The 17,150-nt window shown below is 73.2% G+C and carries 16 protein-coding genes; 6 read left to right on the forward strand and 10 right to left on the reverse strand.

Going from position 1 to position 17,150, the window contains the following annotated elements; translation table 11 throughout:
• Positions 1-235 precede the first annotated feature (235 nt).
• Positions 236-1,525, reverse strand: a complete 1,290-nt coding sequence (locus AB0E83_RS02010; RefSeq protein WP_362104457.1) for a citrate synthase — start codon at positions 1,523-1,525, stop codon at positions 236-238.
• A 178-nt stretch (positions 1,526-1,703) separates the two neighbouring features.
• Complete coding sequence (locus AB0E83_RS02015) at positions 1,704-3,935, reverse strand: ATP-dependent RecD-like DNA helicase (protein ID WP_362104458.1); 2,232 nt, start codon at positions 3,933-3,935, stop codon at positions 1,704-1,706.
• Positions 3,936-4,066: 131 nt separating this feature from the next.
• Here AB0E83_RS02015 and AB0E83_RS02020 point away from each other — a divergent pair, with 131 nt between their 5' ends.
• Positions 4,067-4,303: a type II toxin-antitoxin system VapB family antitoxin gene (locus AB0E83_RS02020; RefSeq protein WP_362104460.1), complete on the forward strand. Its 237-nt coding sequence runs from the start codon at positions 4,067-4,069 to the stop codon at positions 4,301-4,303.
• On the forward strand, positions 4,300-4,710 hold the full coding sequence (locus tag AB0E83_RS02025; protein WP_362104462.1) for a PIN domain nuclease: 411 nt from the start codon (positions 4,300-4,302) through the stop codon (positions 4,708-4,710). The genes AB0E83_RS02020 and AB0E83_RS02025 overlap by 4 nt, the downstream gene beginning before the upstream one ends.
• Positions 4,711-4,806: 96 nt before the next feature.
• Here the strand turns inward: AB0E83_RS02025 and AB0E83_RS02030 are convergent, their stop codons facing one another.
• Genes AB0E83_RS02030 through AB0E83_RS02040 form a run of 3 tightly spaced genes read right to left on the reverse strand, consistent with a single transcriptional unit; the run spans position 4,807 to position 7,906 of the window.
• Positions 4,807-5,610 carry a sugar phosphate isomerase/epimerase family protein gene (locus tag AB0E83_RS02030; protein ID WP_362104464.1) on the reverse strand — a complete coding sequence of 268 codons (804 nt, stop codon included), beginning with the start codon at positions 5,608-5,610 and terminating at the stop codon, positions 4,807-4,809.
• The gene (locus AB0E83_RS02035) at positions 5,607-6,758 is read right to left on the reverse strand and encodes a dihydrodipicolinate synthase family protein (protein ID WP_362104466.1); all 1,152 of its coding nucleotides are present in this window, start codon (positions 6,756-6,758) and stop codon (positions 5,607-5,609) included. The genes AB0E83_RS02030 and AB0E83_RS02035 overlap by 4 nt, the downstream gene beginning before the upstream one ends.
• On the reverse strand, positions 6,755-7,906 hold the full coding sequence (locus AB0E83_RS02040) for a Gfo/Idh/MocA family oxidoreductase (protein WP_362104468.1): 1,152 nt from the start codon (positions 7,904-7,906) through the stop codon (positions 6,755-6,757). Before AB0E83_RS02040 ends, AB0E83_RS02035 begins: the two co-directional genes overlap by 4 nt.
• Positions 7,907-8,124: 218 nt before the next feature.
• On the opposite strand from AB0E83_RS02040, the gene AB0E83_RS02045 reads away from it, so the two are divergent.
• Together AB0E83_RS02045 and AB0E83_RS02050 are read left to right on the forward strand one after the other, a co-directional pair.
• Positions 8,125-9,171, forward strand: coding sequence for a LacI family DNA-binding transcriptional regulator (locus tag AB0E83_RS02045; protein ID WP_362104470.1), 1,047 nt, complete (start codon positions 8,125-8,127; stop codon positions 9,169-9,171).
• Positions 9,172-9,212: 41 nt separating this feature from the next.
• Positions 9,213-9,785, forward strand: a complete 573-nt coding sequence (locus AB0E83_RS02050) for a Uma2 family endonuclease (protein ID WP_362104471.1) — start codon at positions 9,213-9,215, stop codon at positions 9,783-9,785.
• Between the two features lies 1 nt (position 9,786).
• Here AB0E83_RS02050 and AB0E83_RS02055 read toward each other — a convergent pair whose 3' ends face one another.
• Both AB0E83_RS02055 and AB0E83_RS02060 read right to left on the reverse strand, forming a co-directional pair.
• Positions 9,787-10,362, reverse strand: a complete 576-nt coding sequence (locus tag AB0E83_RS02055) for an AAA family ATPase (protein ID WP_362104473.1) — start codon at positions 10,360-10,362, stop codon at positions 9,787-9,789.
• A 370-nt stretch (positions 10,363-10,732) separates the two neighbouring features.
• A complete protein-coding gene (locus AB0E83_RS02060) occupies positions 10,733-11,713 on the reverse strand; it encodes an EamA family transporter (protein WP_362104475.1) in 981 nt (326 codons plus the stop codon).
• 101 nt (positions 11,714-11,814) lie between these two features.
• Between AB0E83_RS02060 and AB0E83_RS02065 the strand changes: the two genes are divergently transcribed.
• On the forward strand, positions 11,815-12,726 hold the full coding sequence (locus tag AB0E83_RS02065) for a LysR family transcriptional regulator (RefSeq protein ID WP_362104477.1): 912 nt from the start codon (positions 11,815-11,817) through the stop codon (positions 12,724-12,726).
• Between the two features lie 159 nt (positions 12,727-12,885).
• Entirely contained in the window at positions 12,886-14,694 is a 1,809-nt protein-coding gene (locus AB0E83_RS02070; protein ID WP_362104479.1) for a glycoside hydrolase family 3 protein, read from the forward strand.
• Positions 14,695-14,737: 43 nt separating this feature from the next.
• On the opposite strand, the gene AB0E83_RS02075 is transcribed toward AB0E83_RS02070, so the two are convergent.
• The 3 genes from AB0E83_RS02075 to AB0E83_RS02085 all read right to left on the reverse strand — a co-directional run bounded on the left by AB0E83_RS02075 (position 14,738) and on the right by AB0E83_RS02085 (position 17,126).
• Positions 14,738-16,186 carry an aminopeptidase gene (locus tag AB0E83_RS02075; RefSeq protein WP_362104481.1) on the reverse strand — a complete coding sequence of 483 codons (1,449 nt, stop codon included), beginning with the start codon at positions 16,184-16,186 and terminating at the stop codon, positions 14,738-14,740.
• A gap of 88 nt (positions 16,187-16,274) precedes the next feature.
• Positions 16,275-16,694, reverse strand: coding sequence for a hypothetical protein (locus AB0E83_RS02080; RefSeq protein ID WP_362104483.1), 420 nt, complete (start codon positions 16,692-16,694; stop codon positions 16,275-16,277).
• A gap of 93 nt (positions 16,695-16,787) precedes the next feature.
• Positions 16,788-17,126 carry a hypothetical protein gene (locus AB0E83_RS02085; RefSeq protein WP_362104485.1) on the reverse strand — a complete coding sequence of 113 codons (339 nt, stop codon included), beginning with the start codon at positions 17,124-17,126 and terminating at the stop codon, positions 16,788-16,790.
• Positions 17,127-17,150: the final 24 nt, after the last annotated feature.

Consider the following 17,150-nt stretch of genomic DNA (forward strand, 5'->3'; position numbering starts at 1 on the left):
AAGCGCGGCCGGGGCACGTGCACCGGGGAGCTTTGAGCGGCCCTCCCGTACGTACCCCGGCAGACCGCGCACCGGACGCCCGGCCCGGATCCCGTGGGGGGAATCCGCACCGGGGATATGGGAAGCGCCCCGCTCGCCGACCCGTGGGGGGATCGGAGAGCGGGGCGCTTCTGTCTGCCCTCGCGGCCTCAGCGGCGGTGCGCCGCCGGCCTCAGCCGGTCTGTGCGGGACCGGCTCAGCGCTCGTCGACCGGGACGAAGTCGCGGAGGACCTCGCCGGTGTAGATCTGGCGCGGACGGCCGATGCGGGAACCCGGCTCCTTGATCATCTCGTGCCACTGGGCGATCCAGCCCGGAAGGCGGCCGAGGGCGAAGAGCACGGTGAACATCTCGGTCGGGAAGCCCATCGCGCGGTAGATGAGGCCCGTGTAGAAGTCCACGTTCGGGTAGAGGTTGCGCGAGACGAAGTACTCGTCGGAGAGCGCGTGCTCCTCCAGCTTGAGCGCGATGTCCAGCAGCTCGTCGGACTTGCCGAGGGCCGAGAGGACGTCGTGCGCCGCCGCCTTGATGATCTTGGCGCGCGGGTCGAAGGACTTGTACACCCGGTGGCCGAAGCCCATCAGGCGGACGCCGTCCTCCTTGTTCTTCACCTTGCGGATGAAGGAGTCGACGTCGCCGCCGTTGGCCTGGATGCCCTCCAGCATCTCCAGGACCGACTGGTTGGCGCCGCCGTGCAGCGGGCCCCACAGGGCGGAGATGCCCGCGGAGATCGAGGCGAACATGTTCGCCTGCGAGGAGCCGACCAGACGCACGGTCGAGGTCGAACAGTTCTGCTCGTGGTCCGCGTGCAGGATCAGCAGCTTGTCCAGCGCCGAGACGACGACCGGGTCGAGCTCGTACTCCTGGGCCGGGACCGAGAACGTCATCCGCAGGAAGTTCTCGACGTAGCCGAGGTCGTTGCGCGGGTAGACGAACGGGTGGCCGATCGACTTCTTGTACGCGTACGCCGCGATCGTCGGCAGCTTCGCGAGGAGCCGGATCGTCGACAGGTGGCGCTGGCGCTCGTCGAACGGGTTGTGGCTGTCCTGGTAGAAGGTGGACAGCGCGGAGACCACGGAGGACAGCATCGCCATCGGGTGGGCGTCCCGCGGGAAGCCGCGGAAGAAGTTCTTGACGTCCTCGTGGACCAGCGTGTGCTGGGTGATCTCGTTCTGGAAGACGGAGAGCTCGTCCGCCTTCGGCAGCTCACCGTTGATCAGCAGGTAGGCCACCTCCAGGAAGGTGGACTGCTCGGCCAGCTGCTCGATGGGGTAGCCGCGGTACCGCAGGATGCCCTGCTCACCATCGAGGTAGGTGATCGCGGATTTGTAGGCGGCGGTGTTGCCGTATCCGCTGTCCAGGGTGACCAGACCGGTCTGGGCTCGCAGCTTTCCGATGTCGAAGCCCTTGTCGCCGACGGTGCTCTCGACCACCGGGTAGGTGTATTCACCGTCCGCGTACCGCAGTACTACAGAGTTGTCGCTCACGTCATCCCTCACCGACGTAGTGCCTCTTCTTCGAGGTGCCCTGACTGTCTCTACCATCCCCCACTCGGCTCAGGAGAGTGCACTCGGGGTCGCCATTGGGCCAATCAGCGGCACTCAGTGCCGCCAACCTGCACATCCTGCCCCCTTCGCCCCGGTTCCGGTAGTCCCTCGTGATCTTTCACACGAGGGCGCCCTCTGTCAGCCGGTGGGCCAGTGCGGTAAAGCGCCGTCCCGCCGAGACCGTCCGGACCGCCTGGGCGATCGCGCGACGCGAACCGACCAGCACGACGAGCTTCCGCGCCCGGGTCACGGCCGTGTAGAGCAGGTTCCGCTGGAGCATCATCCACGCACTCATGGTGACCGGGATCACCACCGCCGGATACTCACTGCCCTGCGAACGGTGGATGGTGACCGCGTACGCGTGGGACAGCTCGTCCAGCTCGTCGAAGGCGTACGGCACCTCCTCGTCCTCGTCCGTCCGGACGGTGAGGCGCTGCTCGACGGGGTCCAGCGCCGTCACCACCCCGACCGTGCCGTTGAAGACGCCGTTCGCCCCCTTCTCGTAGTTGTTCCTGATCTGGGTGACCTTGTCCCCCACCCGGAAGACCCGGCCGCCGAACCGCTTCTCCGGGAGGTCCGGGCGGGCGGGGGTGATGGCCTGCTGGAGCAGCCCGTTCAGCGCGCCCGCGCCGGCCGGACCGCGGTGCATCGGGGCCAGGACCTGCACGTCCCGGCGCGGATCGAGACCGAATCTGGCCGGAATGCGCCGGGCGGCGACCTCGACGGCGACCCGGGCCGCGTCCTCCGTCTCCTCCTCCGCGAAGAGGAAGAAGTCCGGCAGGCCCTCGGTCCGGGGCGGCACGCCCTCGTTGATCCGGTGGGCGTTGACGACGACGCCGGACTGCTGGGCCTGGCGGAAGATCCGGGTCAGCCGGACGGCGGGGACGGGGCTGCCGGGGGCCAGGAGGTCGCCCAGGACCTCGCCGGCGCCGACCGAGGGCAACTGGTCCACGTCCCCCACGAGCAGCAGGTGGGCGCCCGGGGCGACCGCCTTGACCAGCTTGTTCGCGAGCAGCAGGTCGAGCATGGACGCCTCGTCGACCACGACGAGGTCGGCGTCGAGCGGCCGGTCCCGGTCGTACGCCGCGTCCCCGCCCGGCTTCAGTTCGAGCAGCCGGTGGACGGTGGACGCCTCGGCGCCGGTCAGCTCGGCGAGCCGCTTGGCGGCGCGGCCGGTGGGCGCCGCGAGGACCACCGTGGCCTTCTTGGCCCGGGCTAGCTCCACGACGGACCGGACGGTGAAGGACTTGCCGCAGCCGGGGCCGCCGGTGAGGACCGCGACCTTCTCGGTCAGGGCGAGCCGGACCGCCTGCTCCTGCTCGGGCGCCAGGGCGGCCCCCGTGCGCTCCGCGAGCCATCCCAGCGCCCGGTCCCAGGAGACGTCCCGGAAGGCGGGCATGCGGTCCTCGGGGGCGCGCAGGAGGCGGCGGAGCTGCCCGGCGAGGGAGAGCTCCGCCCGGTGGAAGGGGATCAGGTAGACGGCGGTGACCGGCTGCCCCTCCGGCCCGGGGACGGTCTCCCGCACGACCCCCTCGGGGTCCCGGGCCAGCTCGGCGAGGCACTCGATGACGAGTCCGGTGTCCACCTGGAGGAGCTTCACGGAGTCGGCGATCAGCCGCTCCTCCGGGAGGAAGCAGTGCCCCTGGTCGGCGGACTGGGAGAGGGCGTACTGGAGGCCGGCCTTCACCCGTTCGGGGCTGTCGTGCGGGATGCCGACGGCCTGGGCGATCCGGTCGGCGGTGAGGAAGCCGATGCCCCAGACGTCGGCGGCGAGCCGGTAGGGCCGCTCGCGCACGACGGTGATCGAGTCGTCGCCGTACTGCTTGTAGATCCGGACGGCGATGGAGGTGGAGACGCCGACGGTCTGGAGGAAGACCATCACCTCCTTGATCGCCTTCTGCTCCTCCCAGGCGGCGGTGATGTTCTTGGTCCGCTTGGGCCCGAGGCCGGGCACCTCGATGAGCCGGCCGGGCTCCCGCTCCAGGATGTCGAGGGTCTCCAGGCCGAAGTGGGTGGTGATCCGGTCGGCGAAGACGGGGCCGATGCCCTTGACCAGCCCGGAGCCCAGATAGCGCCGGATGCCCTGGATCGTGGCGGGCAGCACGGTCGTGTAGTTGTCGACCTGGAACTGCCGGCCGTACTGCGGGTGGGAGCCCCAGCGCCCCTCCATCCGCAGCGACTCCCCCGGCTGCGCGCCGAGCAGCGCGCCGACGACGGTGAGCAGCTCCCCGGCGCCCCGGCCGGTGTCGACCCGGGCGACCGTGTACCCGGTCTCCTCGTTGGCGTACGTGATCCTCTCCAGCACCCCCTCCAGGACGGCGGGGCGGTGCGGCTGACCCTCGTTGGACATGCTCCGACCGTAGCGAAACCCGCCGACAACGGGGCGGGGCTGTGGACGACTCTCGCTCAGGGATGCCGTTCCTGGCCTACCATGTGGGAAGCATGGTTATTCGTCCCACATGACATGCATGGAGGCCGGTCATGAGCGTGACCAACGTGGACGTGGACGACGACGTACTGGCCGAGGCGGCGAAGCTGCTCGGCACGACCACGAAGAAGGACACGATCAACACGGCGCTGGAAGAGGTCATCAAGCGTCACCGCCGCAGGGCGGCCTTTCAGCGTCTCGCAGAACGCGGGGCACGAGGGGAGCTGGAACCCCTTCGCCGGGCCTGGGAAGCCCGTAAGGCCGCCCAGCACGGCGGGGACGCCGGGTGATCACGTACCTCATCGACACCAGCGCGTACGTCCACCTCAGCACTGATCCCCTGGCGCAGCGCCGCTGGGAAGCCGAGATCGACACGGGCGCCATCGGCATGTGCGAGGCCACCAGAGCGGAGGTGCTTTTCACGGCCACCGGCCCGGACGACCGCGACGACGTCGACGAGGAACTCGCCGCCCTGTTCGCACCGGTGCGCATCCCGAAGGACGCGTGGCGGTGGGTGGACACCGCCCAATACAAGCTGACCCTGAAAGGGCAGCACCGCGCGGCGGGCGTGGTCGATCTGCTCCTCTGCGCCACGGCGGTCCACCACGGCCTGACCATCCTGCACCGGGACAACGACTTCGCGACGGTCGCCCGTGTCCTCAAGGAGGTCGAACAGCAGGACGTAGGGCGTTCTTGACCGCCCATCCCATGGGCCGGGGCCGGGCGGGACGGGGCCGCACACCCCGGTTCCCTCCCGGCCCCGGCGGGAAGAAGGGCCGCACCCCTTCAGGACTCAGACCTTCAGGAAGGCCTCCAGGGTCTCCTCCAGGACCTCGACGCCGTCCCTCGCCCACAGGACGTCGTTGAACAGCTCGACCTCCACCGGGCCCGTGTAGCCGACCCGTTCGAGGAGGGCGGCCCACCACGTGAGGTCGATGGATCCCGTGCCGAGCTGTCCCCGGCCGTTGAGGACGCCCTCCGGGAGGGGGGTCGTCCAGTCGGCGAGCTGGAAGGAGTGGATCCGGCCGCCGGCCGCGGCGCGCTCCACCGCCGCCGGGGCGTTCTCGTCCCACCACAGGTGGTACGTGTCGACGGTGACGCCGACCTGATCGGCCGGGAAGCGCTCCGCGATGTCCAGGGCCTGGTCCAGGGTGGAGATCGCGCAGCGGTCGGAGGCGTACATCGGGTGGAGGGGCTCGATGGCGAGGCGGACCCCGCGCGCGCCCGCGTAGGGGGCGAGGACTCCGATGGCGTCCGCTATGCGCGCGCGTGCCCCGGGCAGGTCGCGGCTGCCGGCGGGCAGGCCGCCGGAGACCAGGACGAGGGTGTCGGTGCCGAGCGCCGCCGCCTCGTCGATCGCCGCGCGGTTGTCGGCCTCCCAGCCGTCGGTGGTGAAGAAGCCGCCCCGGCAGAGGGTGGTGACCTTCAGGCCCGCCTCCTCGACCAGGGCCGCGGTCTCGTCGACGCCGTACTCCTTCACCGGGTCGCGCCACAGGCCGATCCCGGGGACGCCGAGGCGGACGCATTCCGCGACCAGCTCGGGGAGGGGGAGCTGCTTCACCGTCATCTGGTTGATGCTGAAGCGGTCGAGGTTCACTGGGGGACTCCGTACACCGTGAGCAGGGACCGCATCCGGGACTCCGCGCGGGCCGGGTCCGGGAACAGGCCGAGGCCGTCGGCGAGTTCGTAGGCGCGGGCCAGGTGCGGCAGGGAGCGGGCGGAGTGGAGGCCGCCGACCATCGTGAAGTGCTCCTGGTGGCCCGCGAGCCAGGCGAGGAGGACCACGCCCGTCTTGTAGTAGCGGGTCGGCGGCTCGAAGAGGTGCCGGGAGAGCGCGACGGTCGGGTCGAGGAGCTTGCGGAAGCCGGCCGTGTCGCCGGTGTCCAGGACCCGGACGGCCTCCGCCGCGAGCGGGCCGAGCGGGTCGAAGACGCCGAGCAGGGCGTGGCTGAAGCCCTGGTCGTCGCCGGCGATCAGCTCGGGGTAGTGGAAGTCGTCGCCGGTGTAGCAGCGGACGCCCTCGGGGAGGCGGCGGCGGAGGGCGACCTCGCGGCCCGCGTCGAGGAGGGAGATCTTGACGCCGTCGACCTTGTCGGGGTGGGCGGCGACGACCTCCAGGAAGGTCTCGGTGGCCGCGTCGAGGTCGGTCGAGCCCCAGTAGCCCTCCAGGGCCGGGTCGAACATGGGGCCGAGCCAGTGGAGGATCACCGGTTCGGCGGCCTGGCGCAGGAGGTGGCCGTAGAGGTCGAGGTAGTCCTCGGGGCCGGTGGCCGCGGCGGCCAGCGCGCGGGAGGCCATCAGGACGGCCCGGGCGCCGGACTCCTCGACGACGGCGAGCTGTTCCTCGTAGGCCGCGCGGATCTCGGCGAGGGAGCCCGAGGCGAGCTGGTCGGTGCCGACGCCGCAGGCGACGGCACCGCCGACGGCCTTCGCCTCGGCGGCGGAGCGCCGGATCAGCTCGGCCGCGCCCGCCCAGTCGAGGCCCATGCCACGCTGGGCGGTGTCCATGGCCTCCGCGACGCCGAGGCCGTGGGACCACAGGTGGCGGCGGAAGGCGAGGGTGGCGTCCCAGTCGACGGCGGCGGGGCCGTCGGGGGTGGTGTCGGCGTACGGGTCGGCGACGACGTGCGCGGCGGAGAAGACCGTACGGGAGGTCAGCGGGCCGGCCGCGGCGGGCGCGAGCGGTTCGGCGCGCGGCTCGTACGCGCGCGTGCCGCCGCCCGGGAGCGGGAGGTGGAGCGTCACAGCGAGACCTCCGGGACGTCCAGGCGGCGGCCCTCGGCGGCGGACCTCAGGCCCAGTTCGGCGAGCTGGACGCCGCGGGCGCCGGCGAGGAGGTCCCAGTGGTACGGCTCGTCGAGGACGACGTGTCGCAGGAACAGCTCCCACTGGGCCTTGAAGCCGTTGTCGAACTCGGTGTTGTCGGGGACCTCCTGCCACTGGTCGCGGAAGGAGTAGGTGGCGGGGATGTCGGGGTTCCAGACCGGCTTGGGGGTGGCGCTGCGGTGCTGGACGCGGCAGCCCCGCAGGCCGGCGACGGCGGAGCCCTCGGTGCCGTCGACCTGGAACTCGACGAGCTCGTCGCGGTGGACGCGGACCGCCCAGGAGGAGTTGATCTGGGCGACGGCGCCGCCCTCCAGGTGGAAGGTGCCGTAGGCGGCGTCGTCGGCGGTCGCCTCGTACGGCTTGCCCTGCTCGTCCCAGCGGCGCGGGACGTGGGTGGCGATCTCGGCGGAGACGGAGGTGACCCGGCCGAAGAGCTCGTGGAGGACGTACTCCCAGTGCGGGAACATGTCGACGACGATGCCGCCGCCGTCCTCGGCGCGGTAGTTCCAGCTGGGGCGCTGGGCCTCCTGCCAGTCGCCCTCGAAGACCCAGTAGCCGAACTCGCCGCGCACGGACAGGATCTCGCCGAAGAAGCCGCCGTCGATGAGCCGCTTGAGCTTGAGCAGGCCGGGGAGGAAGAGCTTGTCCTGGACGACGCCGTGCTTGATCCCCTTCTCCGCGGCGAGGCGGGCGAGGTCGAGGGCGCCGGCGAAGTCGGCGGCGGTGGGCTTCTCGGTGTAGAGGTGCTTGCCGGCCTCGATCGCCTTGGTCAGGGCGTCGACGCGGGCCGAGGTGACCTGGGCGTCGAAGTAGACGTCGATCGAGTCGTCGGCGAGGACGGCGTCGAGGTCGGTGGACCACTCGGTCAGGCCGTGCTTCTCGGCGAGGGCGCGCAGGGCGTGCTCGCGGCGGCCGACGAGGACCGGCTCGGGCCACAGGACCTCGCCGTCGCCGAGGTCGAGGCCGCCCTGTTCGCGCAGGGCGAGGATCGAGCGGACGAGGTGCTGGCGGTAGCCCATGCGTCCGGTGACGCCGTTCATGGCGATGCGGATGGTCCTGCGTGTCACGGATTGTCCTCTCCCTGCGGGCCTGCGCCCTCGTTCACTGCGCGGAAGCACGGCAGAAAGCGCTTCCGGCGCGACGATAGAAAGCGCTTTCTGCCGCAGATGACGCTAGCCTGCCGACATCACGCCGGACAAGGGCCCCGCACCTTCGGCCTCGGAGGCACGCGAGGGCGGGGGCCCGCACGAGGGGGGACACGCACGATGTCGGAGGTACGCACGCGATGACCGTCACCCTGGCGGACGTGGCCGCCCGCGCCCGGGTCTCCCCCGCGACCGTCTCCCGCGTCCTGAACGGCAACTACCCGGTCGCCGCCTCGACCCGCGAGCGGGTCCTCAAGGCGGTCGAGGAGCTGGACTACGTCCTCAACGGACCGGCCAGCTCGCTCGCCGCCGCCACCTCCGACCTGGTCGGAGTGCTGGTCAACGACATCGCCGACCCCTTCTTCGGGATCATGGCGAGCGCGGCGCAGAGCGCGATCGGCGAGAGCGCCTCGGGCCGGGCGGGCGGCGAGAAGCTGGCCGTCGTCTGCAACACCGGCGGCTCCCCCGAGCGCGAGCTCACCTACCTCACGCTGCTCCAGCGGCAGCGCGCCGCCGCCGTGATCCTCATGGGCGGCTCGCTGGAGGACCCCGGGCACCTGGCGGCGACGGCCGCGAAGCTCTCCCGGATGGCCGAGGCGGGGACGCGGGTCGTGCTGTGCGGCCGGCCGCCCGCGCCCGGGGACGCCCACACCGCCGCGCTCGTCTTCGACAACCGCGCCGGGGGGCGCCGGCTCACCGAGCACCTGCTCGACCTCGGCCACCGGCGGATCGGTTACGTCGCCGGGCCCGCCGACCGCACCACCACCCGGCACCGTCTGGAGGGCCACCGGGAGGCCCTGGCGGCGGCGGGCGTCGCCGAGGGGCCGACCGTCCACGGCCCCTACGACCGCGCCGCCGGCCACGCGGCCGTCGCCGAGCTCCTCGCCCGCGACCCGCGCCTGACGGCGATCGTCGCCGCCAACGACACGGTGGCCCTCGGCGTCTGCGCGGCCCTGCGGGAGCGGGACCTGTCGATCCCCGGCGACGTCTCGGTGGCCGGCTTCGACGACCTCCCCTTCTCGGTCGACGCGGTCCCCGCGCTGACCACCGTCCGCCTCCCCCTCCACGAGTCGGGCGCCCGGGCCGGCCGTCTGGCCGTGATCACGGAGGCCGCGCCGCCGGGCGGCACGGAGACGGTCCCGGGCGAGCTGGTGGTCCGCGCCTCGACGGCGGCGCCGCGGGGGTAGCCCGCCGCTGTCGTGGTGAGCGAGGACACACGGAGGATCGCGTGACGACCGTACCGATGGTCACCGCCGGCGCCTGGGAGGTCCTGGACGGCGCCAACCTGCCCGACGGCTTCCGCGTAGAGATCACCGAGGGAAAGATCATCATGACGCCGCGGGGCGAGAGCCGGTCGGATGTCCTGATCGAGGCCGCGCCTCAGATCAAGGAGCAGCTGGCCGGCCAGGGCAAGGTCCTGTCGGATGTCATGATCGACTTCCCGTCCGGCCTGTGGGGTTACGCCCCCGATCTCGCCATCGTCGCCCCCGGGGCCGAGCGCGACAAGCGCGGTCGCTTCGAGTGGCACAGCCTGGAGGCCGTGCTGGAGATCATCTCGCTCAGCACCCGGGACGACGACTTCGAGAAGAAGCTGCGGATGTACGCCGAGTGCGCGATCCCGCTCTACGTGATCATCGACCCGTCGGAGGACGTCTGCACCGTACACAGCGGCCCGACGCGCACCGGCACCTACACCGAGCAGGAGAAGATCCCCTTCGGCGAGGACCTGGTCCTGCCCCTCGAAGGGCGCGAGATCGTCGTGAAGACGGACGGGTTCCCGCGTGCGGAGGGGGAGGGCTGAGCTACGCGCCGGTCTTCGGGTCCGCATGGGCCGTCAGGCCCGTGGCGGCGAGGACCGCGTCGACCGTCTCCTCCACCGTCTGGTCGGCGTTGTCGATCCACACTCCCTCGCCGGACAGTTCCTCGCGCATGGCGTCGTCGAGGAAGGCCCAGTTGGTGGTGAGGCGCTTGTGGCGGGCGTTGTTGCGCTCCCAGGCCTTGTCCGGGCCGGGGGCGAGGAAGACGGCGTGCAGCGGGCCCGCGGTCCACTGCTCGCGGTAGAAGCCCAGGTGGGAGCGGCGGACCACGACGTCGTCGACGACCGGCAGGAAACCGGCCGTGACGAAGCTGCCGGCGAGGAGGCAGGCGTTGCGGGCCCGGAGGAAGATCTGCCGGTCGGCCTCCGGGTCGTGGTCCGGAGTGGGCCAGTGGCAGCCCCGCACGATCAGGTTCTGGAGCTCGTCGACCTCGATGTGCGCGGACATCGGGAAACGGGCGGCCAGGGCGGCGGCGACGGTGGACTTCCCGCTGCCGGGGATGCCGCTGAGCAGGACGGCGCCGGGGGCGGACGGGGAGCGGTCGACGGGCACGAGATCCATGCCCGGCACCCTAGATCACCGGACCGCCGGAAGACCGGCCGGCCCGTGCGCCCGGCCCGTACGCCCGCTCCGGTCCCGCTGCCCCCGGCCGCCCCGCCCGCCCCGTACGCGAGCCGCGCCCTCCCCGGCCGCCCGCCCCGTGCCCGTGGCGCCCGGGGCGTCGCCGGTCACGTCCCGGAGGGTCGTGCCCCCGGAGCCGGCCGCCCGGTGGCAGCGGCCGGGGCGGGCGGCAGGCGCGCTCGGGGCGCGGGGGACGGCGGTCCCGTCCGTACCGGACTCCGCGCGGGCGAGGCCACCCGGTGGTGGCCGGAGGGGCGGGCGGCGCACGTTCCGGCAGGGCTCCGGGCGGCGCCCCGCGGCGGCCGTGCCGTCAGGGGGCCGGTGCGGGGCTCCCGGGCGCGGGGGCCGGGACGGCGGGCTCGGGCCGTGGTCCGGAGGGGGCGGGGGGAGCGACCGGACGCCGTGCCTCCCCGGGGGCATCCGGGCCGGTCCTCGGCCGCTTCGGGGCGAGCGACGTCAGGGCCACGCCGCCGACCAGGAGCGCCGCCGCCAGCCAGCGCAGGGGGCCGACCGGCTCGCCGAGGAAGAGGGCGGCCGAGGACATGCCGAAGACGGGGACGAGGAGGGAGAAGGGGGCGACGGAGGAGGCGGGGTGGCGGCGGAGCAGCCAGCCCCAGGCCCCGAAGCCGAAGACGGTGGTGATCCAGGCGACGTAGAGGATGACGCCGGCGCCGGTCCAGTCGAGGGCGCGCAGCGCCGCCAGGTCCCGCTCGGGGCCCTCCAGGAGGAGGGAGAGGGCGAGCAGCGGCAGGACGGGCACGGTGCTGACCCAGACCATCCAGTTGAGCGGGTCGGGCGGGGCGGCCTTGCGGGTGAGGACGTTGGAGACGCCCCAGCAGGCGGCGGCCGCGACGACCAGGACGAAGCCGGTGACCGGGCCCGAGGCGCCCTCGTCGACGGCGGCGACGCCGATGCCCGCGAGGGCCACGCCCATGCCGAGGACGGTGAGCCGGCCGGGGCGCTCGCCGAGGACGGCGAAGGCGAGGAGGGCGGTGAAGACGGCCTGCACCTGGAGGACGAGGGAGGAGAGCCCGGCGGGGGCGCCGAGGTCCATGCCGGTGAAGAGGAGGCCGAACTTGGCGACGCCCAGGGCGAGTCCGACGGCGACGATCCACTTCCAGGCGACCTTGGGGCGGCCGACGAGGAAGACGGCGGGGAGGGCGGCGACGAGGAAGCGGAGGGCGGAGAAGAGCAGCGGGGGGAAGTGGTCGAGCCCGATCTCGATGACGACGAAGTTGACCCCCCAGACCGCGGCGACGAGCGCGGCGAGGGCGATGTGTGCGGGGCGCATGGTGGTGAGCATGACGGGCCCCGACCGTGTAGCACCAGCACGGATTCCTTCATGGTTGGATGAAGCACCGCTACATCCGGACCGGTGGTCGGAGGTTCCCCGTGCTCGATCTCGGACGTCTGCGCGCCCTGCACGCCGTCTCCGTCCACGGCAGCGTGGGCGCCGCCGCGGCCGCCCTCGGCTACACCCCGTCGGCGGTCTCCCAGCAGATCGCGAAGCTGGAGCGGGAGACCCGCACGACCCTGCTCGAACGGAGCGGGCGGGGCGTCCGCCTCACCGACGAGGCCCGCCAACTCTCCGCCACGGCACAGCGGTTGCTGGCGATCGTGGAGGAGGCGGAGGTGCGCCTGGAGGAGCGGCGCGGGCTGCCCGCCGGGCGGCTGGCGATCGGCTGCTTCCCGAGCGCGGCGCGCGGCCTGATGCCCCGGGTCCTCGCGGACCTGGCCCTGCGTCACCCCGGTCTGGACGCCCGGCTGACCGAGGTGGACCCGCACCTGTCGGTGGACCTGGTGGCGCGCGGGGTCCTCGACCTGGCGGTGGCGCACGACTGGGACATCGCCCCGCTGCCGGCGCCGCCCGGGGTGGAGCAGGCGGTGATCGGCGACGACGGCTGCGACATCCTGGTGCACCGGGAGCACCCGCTGGCGGCGCGGCGGTCGGTGCGGCGGGAGGAGCTGGCGGACGAGCGGTGGATCTCGCAGCCGCCGGGGACGGTGTGCCACGACTGGCTGGTGCGGACGCTGCGGGCGAGCGGGGCCGAGCCCCGGATCGTCCATCGGGCGGAGGAGAACCACACCCAGGTCGCGCTGGTCGCGGCCGGTCTCGGCATCGCGCTGGTCCCCCGGCTCGGGCGCGGGGCGCTGCCGCCGGAGGTGGCGCCGCTGCGGCTCGACCCGGCGCCGGCGCGGCGGCTGCACGCGCTGTGGCGGGCGGGCGCGGCGCGCCGCCCGGCGATCCGGGAGACGGTCCGTACGCTCCAGGAGGCGTGGCCGTCGATCGCGGCGGGGGCCTGAAGCCGGTCGCGGGGCCTGAAGCCGGTCGCCGCGGTCCGAACCGGGACGGAGCTCTCTTCTCGGCGATTCGTGCGGGAATCCTTGACCGGGCAGTTACTTTCAGACTATCCGTTCACCTTGGAAGTTTCTTTCACGCTCGCACGGCCGGAAGGAGCACCAGTGCCCCACCCCACCCGACGCGCCCTGCTCGCCGTCACGGCGGTCGCGGTCGCCGCCGCCACGGGGGCCGTCGCCCCCGCCCACGCCACCGACGCCCGGACCGAGGAGCGGCTGCGCCGGATCGTCGGCCGGATGTCGCTGGAGGAGAAGGTCGGCCAGCTCTTCGTCTCGCGGGTGTACGGCCACTCGGCCACCGCCCCCGACCCGGCCGACGCCGACGCCAACCTCCGCGAGTTCGGCGTCCGCACCGCCGCCGAACTGGTCGAGCGCTACCGCCTCGGCGGCGTCATCTACTTCGCCTGGGCCCACAACACCCGCTCCCCGCACCAGATCGCCGAGCTGTCCAACGGCATCCAGGCCGCCGCGCTCGCCGCCCGCACCCCGGTCCCCGTCCTGATCTCCACCGACCAGGAGCACGGCATCGTCTGCCGGGTCGGCGAACCCGCCACCCTCCTGCCGGGCGCGATGGCGCTCGGCGCGGGCGGCTCCCCGGCCGACACCCGCAAGGCCGCCCGGATCGCGGGCGCCGAACTGGCCGCGCTGGGCATCCGGCAGAACTACGCCCCGGTCGCCGACGTCAACGTCGACCCGGCCAACCCGGTCATCGGCGTCCGCTCCCTCGGCTCCGACCCCGACGCGGTCTCCCGGCTCGTCACCGCGCAGATCCGCGGCTACCAGGGCGCCGGGGTCGCGGCCACCGCCAAGCACTTCCCCGGCCACGGCGACACCGCCGTGGACAGCCACTACGGCCTGCCGGTCATCACCCACACCCGCGAGCAGTGGAGCGAGCTGGACGCCCCGCCGTTCCGGGCCGCGATCGCCGCCGGCATCGACGCGATCATGACCGCGCACCTGGTCGTCCCGGCGCTCGACCCGTCCGAGGACCCGGCGACGCTCTCCCGCCCCATCCTCACCGGGGTCCTCCGCGAACAGCTCGGCTACGACGGGGTGGTGGTGACCGACGCCCTCGACATGCAGGGCGTGCGCACCAAGTACGGCGACGACCGGGTGCCGGTGCTCGCCCTCAGGGCGGGCGTGGACCAGCTGCTCAACCCGCCGAAGCTGGACGTGGCGTGGAACGCGGTCCTGACGGCGGTCCGGGACGGGGAGCTGACGGAGGAGCGGATCGAGGAATCGGTTCTGCGGATCCTGCGGCTGAAGGCCCGGCGCGGGCTGTTCGCCGAGCCGTGCACGACCCGGGAGGCCGTGGCCGCGACCGTCGGCACCGCCCGGCACCTCGCCGAGGCCGACCGGATCGCCGAGCGGACCACCACCCTCCTCGTCAACGAGGACGGCTTCCTGCCGCTCTCCCCCGCCGCGCACGGGAAGGTCCTGGTCGTCGGCGCCGACCCCGCCTCCCCGTCCGGGACGACGGGTCCGCCGACCGCCACCCTCGGGGCCGCCCTGCGGGAGCTGGGCTTCGCCCCGACCGTGCTCTCCACCGGGATCTCCCCGACCGCCGCCCGGATCGACGAGGCGGTGGCGGCGGCGGCCGGGCAGGACGTGGTCGTGGTGGGCACGTACAACGTCTCCGCGACCAGCCCGCAGCGGACGCTGGTGGCGCGGCTCGTGGCGACCGGGGTGCCGGTGGTGACGGTCGCGCTCCGCAACCCGTACGACGTCGCCCGCCTCCCCGGCCCGCGGGCCGCGCTCGCCGCGTACTCCTGGACCGACGTCGAACTCCGGGCGGCCGTACGGGTGCTGGCCGGGCGGGCGGCGCCGCGCGGGCGGCTGCCGGTGCCGGTCAGGAGCGCGGAGGACCCGGCGGTGACGCTCTACCCGGTCGGGTACGGGCTCTCGTACGCCTGACGGGCGGGGTGCGGCGCCTCGCGGGGCCGCACCCCACCGGGGGTCACGGCCGCAGGCCGTGACCCCGCGTCACGTCCTCGTCCACCGGCCGGTCCAGGCGGGCGTCGAAGCGCGCCAGGGGCCGGGCCGCCTCGACGGCGGGGGCCTCGACACCGGCCCAGGCGAGGATGCGGGCGGTGGCCTTCTCCCGCTCGGCCTCGACGAGTCCGGCGACGTTGGCGCCGTGGTTGGCGCCCGGCGCGTAGTAGACGTAGCTGTCCCGGGCGCCCTTGTCGACGCGGAACGGCTCGGCGCCCCACGGGTCGTTCTCGCCGTAGACGAAGAGCATCCGGTGCGCGTTCTTGCGGACCCAGTCGTCGACGTCCCGCATGACCCACGGCTTGAACCTCATCGGGATCTCGCGGGGCACGAAGTTCGAGGCCGGCTGGTAGCCGTAGCGGCTCAGGCCGTCGAGGTGCGGCTGCTCGATGGTGGGCGAGCCGAGCTCGGTGGCCGCCTGGTAGTAGTACGGCGTGTAGTACTCCAGGCCCTGGTCGGTGTAGGCGGACCAGCCGGCGTAGGCGTCGATCGTCTCGTAGACGGTGTCGTCGCTCGCGGTCTTCGCGTCCGGGACCGCGTCGCAGACGCCCTCGCCGTAGGACTGCCAGAAGCCCCAGACGAAGTCGAGGACGGTCGCCTCCCACGCCTTGTCGAGCGAGCCGACCGTGTTGAAGGTGGCGCCCTCGGCCGCCGCCCACGCCTTGAACTTCTCCTGGAGCGGGGCGCGGCGGAGCAGGGCCTCGCGCTGCATGGAGTTCAGCCGGTCGCGGCACTCCTTCGTGCCGACGTTCGCGAAGAACCGGTCGTAGGCCGAGTCCTCCTTGTTCACCACGTCGTTGGGGGCCACGTAGGCGACGACGCCGTCCATGTCGCGCGGGTAGAAGCGCTCGTAGTAGGTGGCGGTCATGCCGCCCTTGGAGCCGCCGGTGGAGAGCCAGTTCTCTCCGTAGACCTTCTTCAGGGCGGTGAAGATCCGGTGCTGGTCGCTGGCGGCCTGCCAGATGTCGAGCTTGGACCAGTCGGCGGGGGCCGGGCGGGACGGCGTGAAGAAGCGGTACTCCATGGAGACCTGGTTGCCGTCGACGATCCGGGTCGGCTCGGACCGGCTCGGGGTGGTGCTCAGGCCGTAGCCGCTGGTCCGGAAGACGGTGGGGCGGTCGGTGCCCTTGTGGAGGACCGAGATCCGCTGTTGGAACGTGCCGGCCCAGGGCCGCTTGTGGTCGACCGGCTGCTCGTAGTTCAGGACGAAGAAGCGGTAACCGGCGTACGGCTTCTCCTCGATCAGGGACATCCCGGGGATCGCCAGGAGGCGGTCCTTGATGTCCGCGCTCGGCGCGTCCGCGACCGTGCCGCGGGACTCCGCGTCGGCGGCGGTGGCGGTGGCCACCCCGGTGGAGCCCACGGTGCCTATGAGCACCGATATCGACAGCATCAGCCTCAGCGTCTTACGCAATTCAGCCTCCCCTTGGTTCACAGCGGTGCCGCGAACCTAGCGGGGCCGACGTCCGGGCCGCCAGACCCGGTCGGGCCTTACCTCTGCCTCAGCACAGGATCCAGCCGGTGGCGGTGGAGCGCCCGGAGACGGACGCGGTGGCGCGGACGCAGCGGTTGAGCGCGTGCACGGTCACCGGCCCGGCCTGCCGGCCCCAGCGCCCGCTCACGACGGCGGCCCGGCCGCCGCGCGGCTGGAGCGTGACCTTCATGGGCCGGGGCGCGCCCGGCCGCTTGGCGAGGACCAGCGCGCAGGCGTACTGCCGGGTCCGGTAGAGGCGCAGCTCGCCGGTGGCGAAGGAGACCGTGCGGGCGGGCCGCCCCCGGCAGGCCGAGGCCGCGTCGGCGGTGCCCCCGCCCGGCCCGGCCAGCGTCAGCAGCCCGGCGGCGAGGACGAGGACGAGGCCGTACGCGACGGGGTGCACGCGCGCGCGTGCGAGGAGCCGTCGGACCGCGCTGACTCCGGACATGCCGTTCCTCCCCCGCTCTCCCTCTGGCCGTACACGCTTACGACGCCTCCGACGCCCGTACGGTTGCCCCCGCGCGTGCCTCCGTGCCGCGGGTCACCCGGCGAAGTAGGCCATGACGAGGCCGAGGAAGGTCACCTCGGCGCCGATCAGCGTCCACAGGGCGGCCCAGCGGCCGCGGGTGGGCGGGGCGCCGTCCGGGACGGTGAGCGCCCTGATCCAGGCGCCGCCCGCGACGGCCAGGGTGCTCGCGTAGAGCCAGCCGGGGACCTCCCCGCAGGTCCCCCGCATCACGCACGCCGTGCCGCTCTCGGAGGCGAGGGCGAGGACCACGCCGAGCAGCGTCGCGGGGAGGAACAGCAGCCCGGCCCAGAGCGCGCAGCGGCGCAGGGTGCGGGCCGGGACGGGGGCGGGGCCGGGGGCGGGGTCGTTCATGGCACCGATCCAACCCCGGCCGCC

This window comes from Streptomyces sp. NPDC035033 (genome assembly GCF_040636735.1).
GTDB lineage: Bacteria > Actinomycetota > Actinomycetes > Streptomycetales > Streptomycetaceae > Streptomyces.